The sequence below is a fragment of the Humidesulfovibrio mexicanus genome (assembly GCF_900188225.1).
Lineage (GTDB): Bacteria > Desulfobacterota > Desulfovibrionia > Desulfovibrionales > Desulfovibrionaceae > Humidesulfovibrio > Humidesulfovibrio mexicanus.
Map to the genome: position 1 here is coordinate 203,104 of NZ_FZOC01000004.1, position 16,733 is coordinate 219,836.

At 65.2% G+C, this 16,733-nt stretch carries 18 protein-coding genes and 1 tRNA gene; 8 read left to right on the plus strand and 11 right to left on the minus strand.

The window, feature by feature from the left end; translation table 11 throughout:
- Window positions 1-194 precede the first annotated feature (194 nt).
- Both gluQRS and CHB73_RS09890 read right to left on the minus strand, forming a co-directional pair.
- Entirely contained in the window at window positions 195-1,199 is a 1,005-nt protein-coding gene (gluQRS, locus tag CHB73_RS09885) for a tRNA glutamyl-Q(34) synthetase GluQRS (RefSeq protein WP_089274405.1), read from the minus strand.
- 72 nt (window positions 1,200-1,271) lie between these two features.
- Complete coding sequence (locus CHB73_RS09890; RefSeq protein ID WP_089274406.1) at window positions 1,272-3,812, minus strand: glycogen/starch/alpha-glucan phosphorylase; 2,541 nt, start codon at window positions 3,810-3,812, stop codon at window positions 1,272-1,274.
- Between the two features lie 158 nt (window positions 3,813-3,970).
- On the opposite strand from CHB73_RS09890, the gene CHB73_RS09895 reads away from it, so the two are divergent.
- Together CHB73_RS09895 and CHB73_RS09900 are read left to right on the plus strand one after the other, a co-directional pair.
- Window positions 3,971-4,507 carry a YeeE/YedE thiosulfate transporter family protein gene (locus CHB73_RS09895; protein WP_089274407.1) on the plus strand — a complete coding sequence of 179 codons (537 nt, stop codon included), beginning with the start codon at window positions 3,971-3,973 and terminating at the stop codon, window positions 4,505-4,507.
- Between the two features lie 2 nt (window positions 4,508-4,509).
- On the plus strand, window positions 4,510-5,034 hold the full coding sequence (locus tag CHB73_RS09900; RefSeq protein WP_089274408.1) for a YeeE/YedE thiosulfate transporter family protein: 525 nt from the start codon (window positions 4,510-4,512) through the stop codon (window positions 5,032-5,034).
- Between the two features lie 36 nt (window positions 5,035-5,070).
- Here the strand turns inward: CHB73_RS09900 and CHB73_RS09905 are convergent, their stop codons facing one another.
- Both CHB73_RS09905 and CHB73_RS09910 read right to left on the minus strand, forming a co-directional pair.
- Window positions 5,071-5,994: a PilZ domain-containing protein gene (locus CHB73_RS09905; RefSeq protein WP_143337357.1), complete on the minus strand. Its 924-nt coding sequence runs from the start codon at window positions 5,992-5,994 to the stop codon at window positions 5,071-5,073.
- Window positions 5,995-6,038: 44 nt separating this feature from the next.
- Window positions 6,039-6,539, minus strand: a complete 501-nt coding sequence (locus tag CHB73_RS09910; protein ID WP_089274410.1) for a hypothetical protein — start codon at window positions 6,537-6,539, stop codon at window positions 6,039-6,041.
- 405 nt (window positions 6,540-6,944) lie between these two features.
- Between CHB73_RS09910 and CHB73_RS09915 the strand changes: the two genes are divergently transcribed.
- From CHB73_RS09915 to CHB73_RS09940, 6 genes are all read left to right on the plus strand, one after another.
- Window positions 6,945-7,241: an FmdB family zinc ribbon protein gene (locus CHB73_RS09915; RefSeq protein ID WP_089274411.1), complete on the plus strand. Its 297-nt coding sequence runs from the start codon at window positions 6,945-6,947 to the stop codon at window positions 7,239-7,241.
- A 121-nt stretch (window positions 7,242-7,362) separates the two neighbouring features.
- Window positions 7,363-8,667, plus strand: coding sequence for an adenylosuccinate lyase (gene purB, locus CHB73_RS09920; RefSeq protein WP_089274412.1), 1,305 nt, complete (start codon window positions 7,363-7,365; stop codon window positions 8,665-8,667).
- A 38-nt stretch (window positions 8,668-8,705) separates the two neighbouring features.
- The gene (gene pyrE / locus CHB73_RS09925; RefSeq protein WP_089274671.1) at window positions 8,706-9,230 is read left to right on the plus strand and encodes an orotate phosphoribosyltransferase; all 525 of its coding nucleotides are present in this window, start codon (window positions 8,706-8,708) and stop codon (window positions 9,228-9,230) included.
- 110 nt (window positions 9,231-9,340) lie between these two features.
- Window positions 9,341-10,576, plus strand: coding sequence for a L,D-transpeptidase family protein (locus tag CHB73_RS09930; RefSeq protein ID WP_143337358.1), 1,236 nt, complete (start codon window positions 9,341-9,343; stop codon window positions 10,574-10,576).
- Complete coding sequence (locus CHB73_RS09935) at window positions 10,576-11,244, plus strand: hypothetical protein (RefSeq protein ID WP_089274414.1); 669 nt, start codon at window positions 10,576-10,578, stop codon at window positions 11,242-11,244. The genes CHB73_RS09930 and CHB73_RS09935 overlap by 1 nt, the downstream gene beginning before the upstream one ends.
- Window positions 11,216-13,042, plus strand: a complete 1,827-nt coding sequence (locus CHB73_RS09940) for a M99 family carboxypeptidase catalytic domain-containing protein (RefSeq protein WP_089274415.1) — start codon at window positions 11,216-11,218, stop codon at window positions 13,040-13,042. The genes CHB73_RS09935 and CHB73_RS09940 overlap by 29 nt, the downstream gene beginning before the upstream one ends.
- 61 nt (window positions 13,043-13,103) lie before the next feature.
- Here the strand turns inward: CHB73_RS09940 and CHB73_RS09945 are convergent.
- The 7 genes from CHB73_RS09945 to CHB73_RS09970 all read right to left on the minus strand — a co-directional run bounded on the left by CHB73_RS09945 (window position 13,104) and on the right by CHB73_RS09970 (window position 16,715).
- A tRNA-Thr gene (locus tag CHB73_RS09945) sits at window positions 13,104-13,179 on the minus strand.
- A 395-nt stretch (window positions 13,180-13,574) separates the two neighbouring features.
- Window positions 13,575-14,639 carry a tyrosine-type recombinase/integrase gene (locus CHB73_RS09950; RefSeq protein ID WP_089274672.1) on the minus strand — a complete coding sequence of 355 codons (1,065 nt, stop codon included), beginning with the start codon at window positions 14,637-14,639 and terminating at the stop codon, window positions 13,575-13,577.
- A gap of 15 nt (window positions 14,640-14,654) precedes the next feature.
- Window positions 14,655-14,894, minus strand: coding sequence for a helix-turn-helix domain-containing protein (locus CHB73_RS09955; RefSeq protein ID WP_089274416.1), 240 nt, complete (start codon window positions 14,892-14,894; stop codon window positions 14,655-14,657).
- Between the two features lie 7 nt (window positions 14,895-14,901).
- The gene (locus CHB73_RS16475) at window positions 14,902-15,105 is read right to left on the minus strand and encodes a hypothetical protein (protein ID WP_143337359.1); all 204 of its coding nucleotides are present in this window, start codon (window positions 15,103-15,105) and stop codon (window positions 14,902-14,904) included.
- Window positions 15,106-15,107: 2 nt separating this feature from the next.
- Complete coding sequence (locus CHB73_RS09960; protein ID WP_089274417.1) at window positions 15,108-15,542, minus strand: zinc finger-like domain-containing protein; 435 nt, start codon at window positions 15,540-15,542, stop codon at window positions 15,108-15,110.
- Window position 15,543: 1 nt separating this feature from the next.
- Complete coding sequence (locus CHB73_RS09965) at window positions 15,544-16,188, minus strand: hypothetical protein (protein ID WP_089274418.1); 645 nt, start codon at window positions 16,186-16,188, stop codon at window positions 15,544-15,546.
- Window positions 16,185-16,715 (minus strand): hypothetical protein, encoded by a 531-nt coding sequence (locus CHB73_RS09970; protein WP_089274419.1) that lies wholly within the window; start codon window positions 16,713-16,715, stop codon window positions 16,185-16,187. Before CHB73_RS09970 ends, CHB73_RS09965 begins: the two co-directional genes overlap by 4 nt.
- Between the last annotated feature and the right edge of the window lie 18 nt (window positions 16,716-16,733).

Below are 16,733 nucleotides of genomic sequence, written 5' to 3' on the forward strand. Positions count from 1 at the left end.
GCGCGCACATGAAAAACGTTTGAAACAAAACGGCCGAAAACGGGTCGACCGGGTGCTTGCAACCGACTAGAAATGCAAACAAAAAATCACACACCGACGAATGTAGTGCCCTTCGCGCGCGGAGTCAACACGCGCGCAACACGGCGAATCAGGACGAGGCGGGATCACGGTCGGCGCGGGGTCCGCGTGGGGCGTCAGCCCAGGGCCAGCAGCACGCTGCCGATGTCTTCCGGCAAGACGACGGGGCCGGGGGGCAGGGCTTCCGGGGAGAAGCCCGGCGCCAGCTCCGCTGGCGGGCACGGCCGGGGCGCGGGAAGCAGACCCGCCCGCCACGCCAGATAGCCCACTATGGCCCCAGGGGCCACGCCACGGCCGCGCAGTTCGGCCAGGGCCAGGGACTGGTGCCGCTTGGCCAAGCGCTCGCCCTGGTGGTCCAGCACAAGGGGCAGGTGCGCGTAGCGGGGGCTGGGCAGGCCCAGCAGGCGCTGCAGAAACAGCTGCCTGGGCGTGCTGGCCAGGATGTCGTCCCCGCGCGCCACCTGGGTCACGCCCATGGCCGCGTCGTCCAGCACCACGGCCAGCTGATAGGCGAACACCCCGTCCGAACGCCTGAGGGCGAAGTCGCCGCCGCATTCCTCAAGGGTCATGCGCCGCGGCCCGGCCACGGCGTCGGCAAAAGAAAGGGCGAGGGCGTCGCAGCGCAGACGCAGGCAGGGGCGTCGGCCCTGGCGCAGCAGTTCCTCGCGCTGCTCCGGGCTCAGGTTCCGGCACAGGCCGGGATAGGCGGGGGAGCCGTCATCGGCCAGGCGGGCGTGGGGCGCGCCGGCCAGTTCGCGCAGCTCCTTTCTGGTGCAGAAGCAGGGGTACACGCGCCCCTGGGCGCTGAGGGTCTCCAGCGCATCGGCGTAGCGCCCAAGCCGCAGGCTCTGGACATACGGGCCATGCGGGCCGCCCATGTCCGGGCCTTCGTCCCAGTCCAGGCCCAGCCAGCGCAGGTCGGCCATGATGGCTTCGGCATGGTCGGGCCGCGACCGCTCAGGGTCGATGTCCTCCATGCGCAGGACCACCCGTCCATCGGCGTGTGAGCGCGCCCAGAGCCAGGCCAGCAAAAAGGCCCAGGCATTGCCCAGGTGCAGGCGGCCCGTTGGGCTGGGGGCCAGGCGTCCGCGCGCCGGGGCGTCATCGTGCTGTTCGCGCATGGGGACTGGGGCACCATCATCCGCGCCCATTGTCAAGAACCCCGCGCCCGCGCGCCCGCGCGCCCTGCCCGGCTATACTCCCACGCCCCATATGTCGCGGGCGTACTCGGCCACGGCCCGGTCGGAGGAGAAATAGCCCATGCCCGCCGTGTTCAGGATGGACTTCTCCAGCCACAGCTCGCTGCTGCGGTACAGCCGGGCCACCTGCTTCTGCGCTTCGACATAGGAGCGGAAGTCGGCCAGGAGCATCCAGCGGTCGCCGTCCTTCAGCAGACTGTCCACCACGGGCCGGAACAGGTCCGGCTGCAATGGCGAGAAGTGGCCCGAGGCGACGAGGTCCAGCACCCGGTGCAAGGTTTCGTCCTTCTGGTAGTATTCCCAGGGGTTGTACCCGCGCGCCTTGAGGGCGCCGGCCTCCGGCGTGGTGAGGCCGAAGAGGAAGAAGTTCTCCGCGCCCACGCGCTCGCGGATCTCCACGTTTGCGCCGTCCAGGGTGCCGATGGTCAACGCGCCGTTCAGGGAGAACTTCATGTTGCCGGTGCCGCTGGCCTCGGTGCCGGCCAGTGAGATCTGCTCCGAGAGCTCGGCGCCGGGGATGATCTTCTCGGCGTTGGACACGCAGTAGTTGGGCAAGAAGGCCACGGCCAACTGCCCCTGGCACTTGGGCTCGCGGGCCACCGCATCGGACACGGCGTGGATGAGCCGGATGATGAGCTTGGCCATGCGGTACCCCGGCGCGGCCTTGCCGCCGAAAATCACCGTGCGCGGCACGATGTCGCGGCCCAGGCGGCCGGAGCGCAGATCATCGTACAGGCTCACCACGTGCAGCACGTTCAAGAGCTGGCGCTTGTACTCGTGGATGCGCTTCACCTGCACGTCGAAGAGGCTGTCCGGGTCGAGCTTGCGGTCGAGCTTATAGAGCACGTACTCGGCAAGGCGCTGCTTGTTCTTGTGCTTCACCTTGCCCCAGCGGGCGCGGAACTCGGCGTCCGCGGCCAAGGGCTTCAAGCCCTCCAGGCGCGAAAGATCCGTGACAAAGCCGTGGCCGATGCCCTCGGCGATGAGCTCGGCCAGGCCGGGGTTGCACTGCCGAAGCCACCTGCGGGGGGTGACGCCGTTGGTCTTGTTGTTGAAGCGCTCGGGGAACAGCTCGGCGAAATCGCGGAAGGTGCTGTTCTTGAGGATGTCCGTGTGCAGGGCGGAGACGCCGTTCACGGAGTGGGAGCCCAGCACGGCCAGGTTGGCCATGCGCACGCGCTTGCCGTAATCCTCGGAGATGAGCGAAAGGCGGCGCAGACGTTCGTCGTCGCCGGGGTAGCGCTTGCGCACCTCATCCAGAAAGCGGCGGTTGATCTCGAAGATGATCTGCATGTGCCGGGGCAGCACGCGGGTCATGAGGTCCACGGGCCAGTGCTCCAGGGCCTCGGGCATGACGGTGTGATTGGTGTAGGCGAAGGTGCCCACGCAAATCTCCCAGGCCTTTTCCCAGGGCAGCAGGTGCTCGTCGAGCAGAATGCGCATGAGCTCCGGGATGGCGATGGCCGGGTGGGTGTCGTTCAACTGCACGGCCACAAGGTCCGGCAGTTCGTCGAAGCCCTGATGATGCTTCAGGTGGCGGCGGGTGATGTCCTGGAATGTTGCGGCCACGAAGAAATACTGCTGCTTGAGGCGCAGCTCCTGCCCCTCCACGAAGCTGTCCGTGGGATAGAGCACCTTGGAGATGTTCTCGCTTTTGGCCTTGTCCTCAATGGCCCGCAGATACGCTCCGGAGTTGAAGAACTCCAGGTCGAAATCGCGGCTCGACTTGGCGCTCCACAGGCGCATGTTGATGACGTTGCCGTTCTGGTAGCCGGGGACCATCATGTCATAGGCCATGGCCATGACCTTCTCCCCGCCCTCCCACACGGCGCGCAGGCGGCCCTGCTCGTCGGTGTAGGCGCGCACCTCGCCGCCGAACTGCACCGGGTACAGATAGCCCGCGCGGTCGTACTCCCAGGGGTTGCCGAACCGGAGCCAGTTGTCCGGGCGCTCCACCTGCCAGCCGTCCTGGATGCTCTGGTGGAAAATGCCGTACTCGTAGCGGATGCCGTAGCCGTAGGCGGGTATCTTCAGGGTCGCCAGGGAGTCCAGATAGCAGGAGGCCAGCCGCCCCAGGCCGCCGTTGCCAAGCCCGGCGTCCCACTCGGTCTCGGCCACTTCCTCGAAGTCCTGGCCCATCTCGGCCAGGGCCTCGCGCACCTGGTCCTCCAGCCCCAGGCACAGCACATTGTTCTTGAGGGAGCGTCCCACAAGAAACTCAAGGGAAAGATAGTACACGCGCTTGGCGCTGGCGTCGTAGTAGGAGCGCTGGGTGCGTATCCAGTGCTCGGCCATGCGCTCGCGCATGGTGTAGGCCAGGGCCTTGTAGTAGTCGTGAATGCCCGCGCGGGCGATGTCCTTGCCAAGAAAGGCGAACATGTGCCGCCGGATGTCCTTCTTGAGCTTCTCGATGAGGGAGCAGAAGCCGACCTGTTCCTCCGGGTCGTCCGGACACGGGCCGGAAACGGGCTGGGGCTGCGGGACCGGTGGGGACTTCTGGGCGGGGCGCTTGGGAACGGGCTTTTTCACGGGCATGGCGACCTCGATTGCTTGTGCGTGGCGTGCCGGGCAAGTATGGATGCCTGTAGCCCGCAATGGGCCAGAATGGCAAGCCGCCCTTGACGGCCGCAGGAAAATGCGCAATCTGTATGCTACCCCACCAGGGTATACACACTGGAACAGGAGGAATTCGCATGAGCGCAAAAACGCCGTCCCCCCCCTGGAACCCGTATCTGGCCGGAGCGCTGGCAGGGTTGCTGCTGGTCCTGTCCGTGTACGTTTCGGGAAACTACTTCGGGGCCTCCACCACCTTTGTGCGCGCCGCAGGCTTCGTGGAAGGCGCGGTAGACCCAGAGCGCGTGACCGCACTGGACTACTTCGTCAAAATCGCGCCCAAGCTCGACTGGCAGTTCCTGTTCGTCATCGGCATAGCCTTGGGCTCGCTTATGGCCGCGCTGGCCAGCCGCACCTTCCGCGTGCAGGCGGTTCCCGACCGCTTCGCCAAACGTTTCGGCCCCAGGACGGCCCTGCGCATGGGCCTCGCCTTTCTTGGCGGCGCCGTGGCCATTTTCGGCGCGCGCCTGGCGGACGGCTGCCCCAGCGGGCATGGGCTGTCCGGATCGCTGCAGCTTGCGGCAAGCGGTTTTGTGTCCCTCGCGGGATTCTTCATCGGCGGGCTGGTGATGGCCCGGCTGGTGTACGGCCGCCCCTCCGGCGCGGGAAGGAGGTAGACATGGATCTCTGGTTCGGACTTTTCACCGGCATCGGCTTCGGCGTGCTGCTGCAACGGGCGGAGGTCATCCGCCACGACCGCCAGCTCGGCGCGCTGCTGCTTCAGGACATGACCATCGTCAAATTCATGCTGAGCACCATCCTGGTGGGCATGGTGGGCGTGCACCTGCTGGTGGACCTGGACCTGGCCAAGCTGTCCATAAAGACCCTGTCGCTGGGCGGCAACCTGCTTGGCGGCGTGGTGTTCGGCCTGGGCTGGGCGCTTCTGGGGTACTGCCCGGGCACGGCCGGGGCCGCCCTGGGCGAAGGCCGCGTGGACGCCCTGGCGGGCATGGCGGGCATGGTCGTGGGCGCGGGGCTGTACGCGGAGTTCTACCCCGCGCTCAAGGAAAGCGTCATCGCCTGGGGCAACTTCGGCAAGGTCACGGTCCCGCAGCTGCTGGGCCTGGGGCACTGGCCGGTCATCGCGGCGTTCCTGGTATGCGGGGTGCTGCTGCTGCGCTTCATCGAGCGCAAGGGCCTGTAGGCACGGGACGAAAGACGGCCGGGGAAGGGCGCGGGCCTAGGAGCCCATGCCCTTTTCCCGGTACAGGTCCAGGTTCCATTTGAACACGAACTTGCCCAGTCCGGACACCTCGTCGAACTTGAGCGGCCGCCACATGAGCCCGTTCTTCTCGTCCATGCTCCCCTCGGCCACGAACTCGAAGCCCAGGGCGGTTTCGGAGGTGTGCGGGTCGCGAAAGACGTTACGCAGCGCGGCCTGCACCCAGAAGGTGGCCGGGGCGGCGCCCGGCTCGGCCACGGCGCTGAAGCGCATGGCGTAGCGCGTGCCCTTCACCGGTTCGGGCAAAGCCTCGTGCATAAGCGCAGAGGTGACCACAAGGCGCACGCCGTTGGCGGAGAAGTTGTCCACCTTGAAGCCCCGTTCGGCCAACTGCTCGGGTCCGAATACGGCGGGGAGCTTCTCCAAATCGCGCCAGCCGGAAAAATCCGGCCAGACCGTGAGTTCCGGAACCTTCCGAGGGTCCACCTTCACGCGCACGCTGCGGCGCAACTGCGCGCTTTTGAGGTTCTGGGGGAAGGCCAGGCTGAAATGGACCATGCCGCTGGGGCGCTGGGTCACGCCCTGAACCGCGGAATCGAAGGTGAGGTACCGCTCGCGGCCGCGACCCGCGCGGTCGCGCACACGGAAATAGCAGGAAATATTCGCACCGTCGAAGGCGCGGGTGGCGCCCTTGAGGCTCGAAACCTCCACCACCATGCCGGAGACATCGTACTCAAGCAGGGTGGCGGTCAAATCCTTGATGCTGGTGACCCCCTCGTCGAACTCCAGCTTGATCTTGGCGCGCTGGTCGCGAATGTCCTCCAACAGGTCCATGATGACCTGCCGCTTGCGATCGTCGTCGCTGCTGTTCTTGGTCCACAGGGCGCACACAATGACCTGCCTCGCTGTCTGGGGGGCGTGGTTCTTCCAGCGCCGGGGCAAACCGGGCGCGCTTCACAGGGCAAACTACGGTTCAGCCGATATGGCTAATGCACCGATCTGCTGGAGGGCTGATCAGGATCGCCCCCGCCGGCCATGAGCTTCTTGCGGTATTCCTTCACCTGGTCCAAGGAATTCCATCCCGCGTACATCTCGCGCCATTCGGCAAAAGACATGCGGCGCTCGTCAAGGTACTGCTGGTGCCCCTTGAGCCACACGCCGAAGACATACATCTCGATCTTGAAGGCCTTGCTGTCCAGGGCGCGGGCCACAACGTCCGGCCCGTACTTGGTGCCGTCGTAACGCGCGCCCACAAAGGAGCAGACCGTGGCCTGGCACTTCTCGTAGCTGATCTCGGCGTTCTGCAGCATGTCCACCAGCGGGGCAAGATGCTCTTCCTGCTGATAGATGTCCCGCAGGTCGTCCTGAGAGACCTCGAGGAACAACTTGCCGTCCTTCTCGACGACGAAAGAGTGCCTGAGCCAATGTTCAAACATGAACACCTCGGCGATGTCGGCCACCGCGTTGGCGTAAGGGTCGTTGGTCATTCGTCGGGACTCCTGGAAATGGACGTTTTGCCGCGGGCAGCGCCCGCTGATTGATAATGAAGCCTTACGCCGCATCCGTCAAGGGCAATGCCCGGCGCGCAGGGGCCAGACGACCCTTTACATGCGCCGTGATGTGCGCTAGAAGCGCGCATCCGAAGAAGGCGATATGCCGTTTTTTCCCAGGAGGACACATGGGCAAGCACAAGAAAGTCGAGCGCATGAAAGAGATTGACCGCCGCCGCAAGCGCCGCGAGGAGCGCCTCAAGGAGCGCGTCCGCGAGGCCAAGGCCGCGGCCAAGGGCAAATAGGCGTACTTCCCAGACGGGCGGCTCGACCGGCATGGCTGAGCCGCCCCGCCAGCTACGACGGGCCCCTGCGGCCCTTTTTCCGTTTGGAGGCCGATCAATGCCGATCTACGAATACCACTGCCAGGACTGCAAGCAGATTTTCGAGGAATGGCAAAAGGACTACGAGGAGCGGGACATCCCCTGCCCCGTGTGCGGCGGCACAGCCCGCAGGATCATCTCCAGCTCGTCCTTCGTGCTGAAGGGCGGAGGCTGGTACGCCAACGGCTACTCCGGAGGTTCCGGGGCGTCCGCGCAGACGGGCGCAAGCGCCCCTGCCGCACCGGCGGCCGAAAGCGCGCCGACGGCCCAGGCTCCGGCAAGCCCGCAGTGCACAGGCCCCACGGCCGCCAGTTAGACACGGCAAGAACAAGGCAGCCCGAGGCTGCCTTTTTCTTGCGCTCCCCCCGGAGCAGGGCCGCAGCCCGGCGCGGGCCAAGCGCCCCCCTGACCAAACAGCGCAAGACGGAAGCACCCACATGATCGAACGCTACTCCCGCCCGGAAATGGCCGCCCTCTGGACCATGGAGGCGCGCTTCGGCGCGTGGCTTGAGGTCGAACTGGCCGTGTGCGAGGCCTGGGCCAGCCTTGGCGTCATCCCCCAGGCCGACATGGAATCCATCCGCGCCAAGGCCTCTTTCGACGTGGACCGCATCCTCGAAATCGAAGAAAAGACCCGGCACGACGTCATCGCGTTTTTGACCGCCGTGGAGGAAAAAGTGGGCGCAAGCGCCCGCTTCATCCATCTGGGCTGCACCAGCTCCGACATCGTGGACACGGCCAACGCCGTGCTGCTGGTGCGGGCGGGCGCAATCATCCTGGCCGACATCGACAAGGTCCTGGGCGTCCTCAAGACGATGGCCTTGGCGCACAAGGACCTGCTCTGCATGGGCCGCACCCACGGCATCCACGCCGAACCCACCAGCTTCGGCCTCAAAATGGCGGGATTCTATGCGGAATTCTGTCGGCACAGGAAACGCTTCGCCGATGCGCTGGAAAACATCCGCGTGGGCAAGATTTCCGGCGCCGTGGGCACCTACGCGCACCTTTCGCCCGAACTGGAGGCCAAGGCCTGCGCCATCCTGGGCCTTGCCGCCGACCCCGTGAGCACGCAGATCATCCAGCGCGACCGCCACGCCCAGTACTTCACCGCCCTGGCCCTCTTGGGCGGCGGCGTGGAGCGCCTGTGCACCGAGCTCAGGCATCTGCAGCGCACCGAGGTGCTGGAGGTGGAGGAAGGCTTCGCCAAGGGGCAGAAGGGCTCCTCGGCCATGCCGCACAAGAAGAATCCCATCAGCGCGGAGAATCTTTGCGGGCTCTCGCGCCTGCTTCGCACCAACGCCTTGGCCAGCATGGAGAACATGCCCCTCTGGCACGAACGCGACATCAGCCATTCCAGCGTGGAGCGCGTCATCATGCCCGACTCCACCATCCTGGCCGACTACATCCTGAACCGCCTGGCGGGGTTGCTCTCGAACCTGCGGGTGATCCCGGAAAACATGGCCCGAAACCTGGAGGCCTCGTACGGGCTGTTCTACTCCCAGCGCGTGCTGGTGGCCCTGGTGGACCTGGGCCTGCCCCGGCAGAAGGCCTACGAGATGGTCCAGGCCGCGGCCATGCGCTCCTGGGACGCCAAGAGCCCGTTCAAGGACCAGGTGCTTGGCGATACGCAGATTCGTGAACACTTGACTCTAGAAACTCTTGAAAGATTGTTCGACCCCTGCTATTACTTGCGCTACGTAAGCGCCATATTCGACCGGGTGTTCGGCCAGGGACAGGAGTAATCGTGAAGGATTCCAAAGCGAAACTTGCGCGTCTGCTCATGGCGTTGTCTTACGTGGAGGGAGAGGTGACCCTCACCTCCGGCCGCAAGAGCGACTACTACTTCGACTGCAAACAGACCGCCCTCAACCCCGAGGGGGGCTATCTCATCGGCAAGCTGTTCCTCGACATGCTCACGGGCACGGGCGCTCACGCCGTGGCGGGCATGACCCTTGGGGCCGATCCGTTGGTCACGGCGGTGTCCGTGCTTTCGCACCTGGAGGGCAGCCCCCTGCCCGCGGTGATCATCCGCAAGCAGTCCAAGGGGCACGGCACCGACCAGTACCTGGAAGGCCTCAAAAACGTCGAGCCCGGCGCGGAAATCGCCCTGCTCGAGGACGTGGTGACCACCGGCGGCACGCTGGTCACCTCTGCGGAGCGGGTTCGCGCGGCCGGGTTCACGGTGGGCGCGGTGCTCTGCGTGCTGGACCGCGAGGAAGGCGGCACGCAGCGTCTGGCCGAGGCGGGCCTGACGCTCAAGTCCATTTTCACGCGCAAGGAGCTCTTGGCCGCAGCCAAGGGCTAGGACGAAAATGGCGTCCCGGCCGCCATCGCGCGGGGGCATAGGGTGCGCCGCAAACAGACAAAGCGGATGAGCTGTTGAAAACCTTACGCACCCTCCTCCTTCTGGCCGGTTTGGCCCTGACTCCAGCCCTTGCCCTGGCGGCCGGAACCGGCTGGGTGACGCACGTCAACTCGCAGCCCTCCGGGCCGGAGTTTTTCCTTGGCATCGACAAGGAGACGCAGACGTTTTTCATGTTCGGCAAGCGAAGCCCGCTCACGGTGCTGCGCAAGCTCGTGTGCGCCACGGGCCAGGCCGAGGGCGACAAGCAGAAGGAAGGCGACAAGCGCACCCCAGAGGGCGTGTACTTCGTTGAAGAAAAGGTGCCCGGCAAACTCGACTTCGCACTATACGGCGACCGCGCCTTCAGTCTGAACTTCCCCAATCCCGTGGATCGCCTCAAGGGCAAGACCGGGCACGGCATCTGGATCCACGGCCGCGGCAAGCAGCTGCTGGCCCAGGACACGCGCGGCTGCGTGGCCCTAAGCGCCCAGGACATCAAGAGCCTGGACGGGCAGATTCCGTCCGGCACGCCGGTGGTCATCGCCAAGAAGCTTACCTGGAGCAAGGACCAGGGCAGCGACGCCACGGCCCAGCACCTGTCCGAGCGCGTGCGCCAGTGGGCCGGCGATTGGCAGAACAAGCGGGAACGCTTCTTCGACTACTTCCAGCCGGAAAAATTCGCCCAGACCGAGGGCGTTTCCTTTACGCAGTTCAAGAACCACAAGCTGGGCATCTTCGCCCGGCAGCCCTGGATTCACGTCATGGTGGACAACGTGCGCGCCATCCAGGGGCCGGACTACTGGGTCACCACCTTCGACCAATACTACCGCACCCAGGACCTCATCTCCGCCGTGGGCAAACGCTTCTACTGGCAAAAGGAGAAGGACGGCGCCTGGCGCATCGTGGGCGGGGAATACGTCGACGCCCCCACCGCCGCGCTGGAGACCCGCTATCTCCGCTCCAAGCAGCCGGAGGTCGACAGCCTGCTCAAAGGCTGGCTGGAGTCCTGGCTTGCGGCCGACATCGACAAATACATGGCCTACTACGACGAGGACGCCAACAACGGCCGCCAGCATGGCGCCAAGGCCATTCGCGAGTACAAGCAGGCCCTGTGGACCAGCAAGACCCCGGTGCGCATCGCCGCCGACAAGGTGGAGGTGGCCATCCACAAGCAGGGGCTGAAGGTCAGCTTCGAGCAGATTTACGAGGACAGCTCCGGCCACGCTGACAGGGGCGCAAAGACCCTGGTCATCGCGCCCAGGGGCGACGGTTGGGTGATCGTGAGCGAAGCCTGGGGCAAAAGCTGATGAAGAACGCCAGCTACAGCGTGCTGCTCATGCGGGACGACGCCGACGTCAAGACGTTGCGCGTCAGCCCACGGCGGCTCAAGCTGTTGCTGTGGGTCGGCTCTGTGCTGGCCGTGGTGGTGCTGGTGGGGCTTGTGGTGGGCCTGCGCTCCTTTGTGGGCTACCGCAGCGTGCTGGCCGAACGCCGCGACCTGGAAGTGCGCCTGGCCGAGGCCCAGGTGGAGTTGGAACGCCTGGGCAACCTGGAGAAGATCCAGAATACCGCGCCAGCGGCCGGAAAGAACGGCAAGGCGTCCACGGAAAAGGCCGTACAGCCGACATCGCGGGCCTTCGCTCGGGTGGACCTCGGCACCATCGCCGTGGAGAACTTCAAGGCCCAGCTCTCGGGCGAGACCATCACCACCAGCTTCGACCTGAACAACCGCGCGCAGGGGGCGTCCTCGGGCGGCATTTCGCTTTTGCTGCTGCGCACCGACGGCGCCCTGACCGAACTTTCCGTGCAGAACGCTTCCGACCTCACCTACCAGATCCAACGCTTCAAGCGCATCTCCGCCACAGCCAGCGCCCCGCGGGGCCTCACCCGGAAGGATGTCCTGGGGCTGCGCGTGGAGATACGAAACGCAAACGGGGAAGTGATCCTTGGCGAAACGTACCCTCTGGGCGGCTAGCTTCGCGCTGACGCTCCTTTTGCTGCTGCCGCTCGCCTGCCTCGGGGCATCGCGCAGCAGTTTCGTCTTCTTCGAGGGCACCCAGTACCCTCTGCATGTCGTGTTCATCCAGGGCGAGAAACCCGGTCCCACGGTCATGATCCAGGGCGGCATTCAGGGCGACGAGCCCACCGGCTTTCTGGCCGCGCAGATTCTGGCGGAAAGCCGTGTCCGCACGGGCAACCTCATCGTGGTGCCCCGGGCCAACGTGCCCTCCATCCATGTGCACCAGCGGGCGGTGAACGTGGACATGAACCGCCGTTTCGACCGCGACTACAACCAGTTCTACGAGGACCGGCTGGCGCGCGCCGTCCGGTTCCTGCTCTCCCAGTCCAGCGCGCTCATCCACCTGCACGAGGGCTCCGGCTTCTATGACCCGGAATACGTGAACCCCCTGCGGAACCCCTCGCGCTGGGGACAAAGCATCATCATCGACGCCAACGTCCATGACAGCCTGGACCTGGCCCGGCTCGTAAATTCCGCCCTGCGGGAAATCAACGCCTCCGTGCGGGAAAAGGACTACGAGTTCAAGCTGTTCAACACGCGCACCTTCGAGTCCGACAGCCGCTACGCCCAGGAGATGCGCAAGTCGCTCACTTTTTACGCCCTGGCCAACCTGAACATCCCGGCCATGGCCGTGGAAGTGAGCAAGAACATCGGGGCGCTGGGCTGGAAGGTCAAACATCAAGTCTACGCCACCGGCGTGCTGCTCCGGCATTGCGGGGTGGACATCGTGCCGCCGTCCGTGGACGAGCGGGACGTGCAAAGCCAGTTCGAGCGCGACTGCCGCCCCAAGATCAACGGCACCCCGCTGGACGGACGACCGCTGGCCATCCGCTCCGGCGGCACCATCACCGTGGACCCGGCCTCCATCGGCCAGAACGCCGACAAGGGCCAGGCCGTGGCGGTGTTCGCCTCCGACCGCCAAGGCGTGAACATCGTGGATTCTCCGCGCATGGCCCTGGAGCGTTTCAAGGAACTGGAGACGCGCGTGGACGGCCGCAAGGTCAGCTCCACCACGGTGCGCTTCGCTGGGGCCATGCCTCCCCCGCTGCCGGCCGGGCCGCCGGTGTTCGTCTGCTGGCTTAACGGCAAGCCCGTGCAGGTGCGCCAGGGCGAGACCCTGCACGCCCTGGTGGGAGACCAGCTGGTCATCGAAGGCGTGCTGGGGAGCAAATGGCGCGAGGTGCTGAACTTCAAGGGCTACACGGCCCGCCCCACCGACAACGACGGCCAGGACATGGGCTGGGAGATCATCCTCGATCCGGAGAGCTTCATCGACCGCTACCGCCTGCCCGGCCCGCAGGCCGATGTGGCCCGGTACCAGGTGCTGCGCGAAACCAAAGGCGCGCGGCCGTCCTCCTTCTATGTTGACGTGGCGCCGCGGATTGTGCGCTCGGTGAAGCTTGTGGACGCCAAGGGACAGGTGATCACCCTGCGCTGGTCCAGCGGAGGCGAGGTGGCCCTTCCCGCAGGCCAATACACCGTGGCCGAAACCGCCAGCAACGGCCCGGCCAACCGGATCCTCTCCCTGGCGGGCGGAAGGCCGCTCAGGCAGGGGGACACATTCCGCGTGGAGCCTGGCAAGCCGCTGCTCTTTTCCCTGCGGCAGGCCACCACCTTTGCCGCCCTGGGCACCATGACCCTGGTGCCAAAGGCCCAGGAAGACCGGGCGGCCAGAAACGACACCCAGCTTGTGAGCGATGGGCAAAGCGCGCGCTATTGTGGCGAACTGCCCCCGCCCGGCTCCGTCTACTAGCCTCCCGCCAGCGCCGGACGCAAAAAAGGCCCCTGCCATGGCAGGGGCCTTTGCATTTCCGTGGAGCCCACGACCGGAATTGAACCGGTGACCTCTTCCTTACCAAGGAAGTGCTCTACCGACTGAGCTACGTGGGCGAAGCGCGTTTCCGGAGCAAGCCCCTATCCCGACTGGCTTTCAAGGTCAAGCAAAACCTTCGCGCGCCGCCCTGCGCAACGCCGCAGGTTGGGGCACCCACCGCGCCGAATCGCGCGCCGATCAGTGCCGAATCGCGCGCGGGTTTACGCTAAAAGCCACTTTCCGGGCGTCTGGGTATACTATTGTGCATACCAAACAAAACGGCTTGCAGTTTTTATGCTGCAAGCCGTTGTATTTACTGGTCGGGGCGACTGGATTTGAACCAGCGACATCCTGCTCCCAAAGAAGGTGTGCAGGCTGTGAACCATTGGTATCACTTGCTTTGTCTGTTTCAGTAGGCGCATTTTGTGGCATTTTCGGCCATCTGGAGACACCTTTGCGCCTACTGATGCGCCTACTTGATTTTGACGAGCTTCCCGGCCTTGGGCGCGGCGACTTGGGGCATGAGCGCGACGGCCCGCGCCTTCTCTCCGGCCATGAGGTGATAGTAGCGTTCCTGCGTGGTAGCGATGCTGCTGTGGCCCAGGAGGGCGGACACGGCGGCGAGATCGGCCCCGCCCTGGAGCAGCACCGATGCGAACAAGTGGCGCACGTCGTAGGGAGTGACGGGGTAGGTGATGCCAGCGCGCTTGATGGCAGTCTTGAGGCTGCGGTAGACCTGTTTCACCGGCCTGCCCTTGTACTCAATCAGGTAGGCGCTCTTGGCCTCCTGGCGCATGATGAGCAGCCGGGCGCGAAAGTCCGGGGTGATCGGCACGATGCGGCTGGCCCCCTCGGTCTTGGTGCCACGCACATGGACGAGCAGGCCTTCAAAGTCAACGTCAGCCCAGCGGATGCTGAACAACTCGGAGGGACCAGGGCGGGTGCCCAGGTTGGCCTCCACCTCCAGAGCCCAGGAAAGGTGGGGATCGGCTGCGGCGATGATGCGGCGCAGACCGTCCAAGGTCAGGTGCATTTCCTTCTTGCGCTCGGGCGTCTGCTTCCAATCGTCCAAGGGGCTTGCCCCGGTGATCTTCTTTTTGACACCGAATTTGAACACGGAGCGCAGATAGCCCATGTAGCGGTTGACCGTGGGGGTACTCTTGTCTGCCCACGGGCCGCCCGGCTCCACCATCTTGAGGATGTCTTGATACTCCAGTTGATCGACGGGGCGTTTGCAAAGCACCGGCAGGATGGCATCGTTGAGCAGGGCCGCGAATTCCGTGCGAAACTGTTCGCCTACACCGCGCATTTTGGCATCGTGGAGATAGAGCTGGGCGAGTTGGTCAAGGAACACGCCGGAGGCGTTGCGGGGGACCTGCCCCTTGGCGCGCATCAGGGCGATCTCGGCAAGCCGGATACCCGCCTGGCGCTGGGCGGCTGGGCCAAGGCCAAAGTATTCCTTGATTCGCTTCCGGCTTCCCGGCAGCGAATAGGCGATGTAGTAGCCGCCCGTCTTGTGGAATAGAACCTTGCCCATGCCTTGCGCCATAGCCTACGCGACAACCCGCGTAAAGCCCCCCCCTTTGTGGCGTGGCATATGGATCTTCGCGGCCAAGAACACCTCGGGGTCATCCATAAAGGCGTCGAGGTCGGCCCGGCCAAACTGGTTGCGGCATGGCCCCTTGCGCGGGATTTGGTATTGCTTGGCCCAGCGAAGGAGCGTGCGCGTGGACTTCCCCACGTGCGCCGCCGCCTCCTCAACGGTCAAGTATGCTGCCGGAATCTCGCGCATTGCTCATCTACCCTCTCGCGTCCATGGCCAGCGGAGCGGCCTCGGTGAAATGCTCGCACCCGCCCTGTTCAGGATTGTACGGGTCGAAGTTGCTGCCCGCGCGCACCGCCCCGGCCAAGTCCGCCCACGTGTGATGACAGGAGTGGACGGCGCAATCCAAGCGTCTGGGGCAGTCTTGTGACGCGCATACTGTGATGTCGGCGCTGGGCATAGCTAGGCCCTCTCGTCCAACGCTGGGTTGTGCCGGACGCGAGCCAGGGCGGCCTGATAGTCCTGGTGCTGGGGCATGGTCTTGGGCGGGAACATAAGCTGCGCGATGCGCTTGAAGTTGGGGCGGCGGTAGTCATTGAGCCAGTAAAACCAGCGCGCTGTTATGTCGACCTTCCCCGTTCCGCCACACTCGTCGCACGGCTCCTGCTCACCACCCTGCGCTCCAAAACCTTTACAGGTTGGGCACTCCGCCTCGTGCACGACCTCAACGCGTGTTCGCACCTCGTCTAGACCGGGCCACGCGGCGCGGAACTCGTCGATGAGGGGGGCCAGGCGGTCCTGCCACTCCGGGGGCATCGCCCCCATGAGGCTGCGCGGCATTGTAAGCCAAGAGTCGCGGGTGAGCCCGAAGGCCAGAGCCAGCTTTTCAGTTTCCATGCTACTTCACCTCCGTGGCGGCGAGGGCGGGGGTCGGGAGGGGCCCGGTGTGCAGGATGGCCTCGCGCAGGGCCTTGCACTCCGCGTAGGTTTCCTTGCTCCGGGCGCGGCCCGATTCCACCTTGCCGATGAACTTCTCGGCCAGTGCAAGGGCCTGTGTGACAATCTGGAGCAGGTCTGCGACGTGCTTGGGAAGGGCATCAAGGCGGCCCTGGAAGCCCGAGGCATCGAGGGTTCGCATAAGGATAGGCCACATACCCTTACGGGAGTTGAGCTTGTCGTTCTCCGCTTTGAGCCCGGCCACGATGCCCGCGAGTTCGCTCATCATGGGCTTGCCGCCAACGCCCAGCGCTTTGCGGATGTCCGCCAGGGCGTTGAGGGCCGGGGTAATGGTGTCGGCGGCGGGCGCGGCCTTCGCGAGCTTGAGCAGGTTCACGCGTGGCCAGTAGAGCCGAGGAGCGCATCCGGGCACATTCTGCGTGTCCACCACGTAGCTCTCGTGGCCGCGCGGGAGAGCGCCCTGCGCGAGATTTTTCGGCGGACGCCCCTGGGCAGGGATGATCTCGACGATGCGTCCGGTCTTAGTTTTGAAGCGCCCGCCAGCCTGGGAAGTCCAGGTGACGGTATCACCGATTTTGAAGTTCATGCTCTCACCTCCCGGCCAGCTAGGGCCTCGGCCATGCGGCCGCCTACATGGTCGCCCTTGTCGAGCGGGGCGCCCTCAAGTTCCGAGTCCAAAGCCTCAGCGAGATCAGCCAGCAGCCCATGCAGCAGATTCCACTCCATGCGCTTGGCCTGCGCGCGCGGACCGCGGATGTGTCCTTCGGCCCAGAGTCGGTCCAGCTCTTCCTGCTGCGCGGCGACCAGAGACAGCGCCGCCGCTACAACCTCACGGGCGTCGATGTTTTCCGGCCAGAGTTCCCAAAGAGCGTCGTTCATGCGGAGGATGGCGCGCTTGACCCTCCGGTCTTCTTTCGCGTCGCCCGGGGCAGGCTCCATGCCTTTTGCCCGCAGCACGCAGCGCCCGATGCGACTCCGTAAAATTTCCGTTCGTGCCCGCTCTTCAGTGGTCAGCCCGCTGTCTTTAACCGGCGATTCCGCAGCCTCCAGCATCCCCAGGATGAAATGCAGCGGCCCCAGCCTACGGATGACGTGCGCGGTGATGCTCCCCATGCCCCCTCCTGTTCTCTC

What these genes read in the sequence shown, in the direction of transcription:
- gluQRS (WP_089274405.1), bottom strand. Translation starts at nt 1,199, where the DNA reads ATGCGCGAACAGCACGATGACGCCCCGGCGCGCGGACGCCTGGCCCCC.
- CHB73_RS09890 (WP_089274406.1), bottom strand. Translation starts at nt 3,812, where the DNA reads ATGCCCGTGAAAAAGCCCGTTCCCAAGCGCCCCGCCCAGAAGTCCCCA.
- CHB73_RS09895 (WP_089274407.1), top strand. Translation starts at nt 3,971, where the DNA reads ATGAGCGCAAAAACGCCGTCCCCCCCCTGGAACCCGTATCTGGCCGGA.
- CHB73_RS09900 (WP_089274408.1), top strand. Translation starts at nt 4,510, where the DNA reads ATGGATCTCTGGTTCGGACTTTTCACCGGCATCGGCTTCGGCGTGCTG.
- CHB73_RS09910 (WP_089274410.1), bottom strand. Translation starts at nt 6,539, where the DNA reads ATGACCAACGACCCTTACGCCAACGCGGTGGCCGACATCGCCGAGGTG.
- CHB73_RS09915 (WP_089274411.1), top strand. Translation starts at nt 6,945, where the DNA reads ATGCCGATCTACGAATACCACTGCCAGGACTGCAAGCAGATTTTCGAG.
- purB (WP_089274412.1), top strand. Translation starts at nt 7,363, where the DNA reads ATGATCGAACGCTACTCCCGCCCGGAAATGGCCGCCCTCTGGACCATG.
- pyrE (WP_089274671.1), top strand. Translation starts at nt 8,706, where the DNA reads ATGGCGTTGTCTTACGTGGAGGGAGAGGTGACCCTCACCTCCGGCCGC.
- CHB73_RS09935 (WP_089274414.1), top strand. Translation starts at nt 10,576, where the DNA reads ATGAAGAACGCCAGCTACAGCGTGCTGCTCATGCGGGACGACGCCGAC.
- CHB73_RS09950 (WP_089274672.1), bottom strand. Translation starts at nt 14,639, where the DNA reads ATGGGCAAGGTTCTATTCCACAAGACGGGCGGCTACTACATCGCCTAT.
- CHB73_RS09955 (WP_089274416.1), bottom strand. Translation starts at nt 14,894, where the DNA reads ATGCGCGAGATTCCGGCAGCATACTTGACCGTTGAGGAGGCGGCGGCG.
- CHB73_RS16475 (WP_143337359.1), bottom strand. Translation starts at nt 15,105, where the DNA reads ATGCCCAGCGCCGACATCACAGTATGCGCGTCACAAGACTGCCCCAGA.
- CHB73_RS09960 (WP_089274417.1), bottom strand. Translation starts at nt 15,542, where the DNA reads ATGGAAACTGAAAAGCTGGCTCTGGCCTTCGGGCTCACCCGCGACTCT.
- CHB73_RS09965 (WP_089274418.1), bottom strand. Translation starts at nt 16,188, where the DNA reads ATGAACTTCAAAATCGGTGATACCGTCACCTGGACTTCCCAGGCTGGC.
- CHB73_RS09970 (WP_089274419.1), bottom strand. Translation starts at nt 16,715, where the DNA reads ATGGGGAGCATCACCGCGCACGTCATCCGTAGGCTGGGGCCGCTGCAT.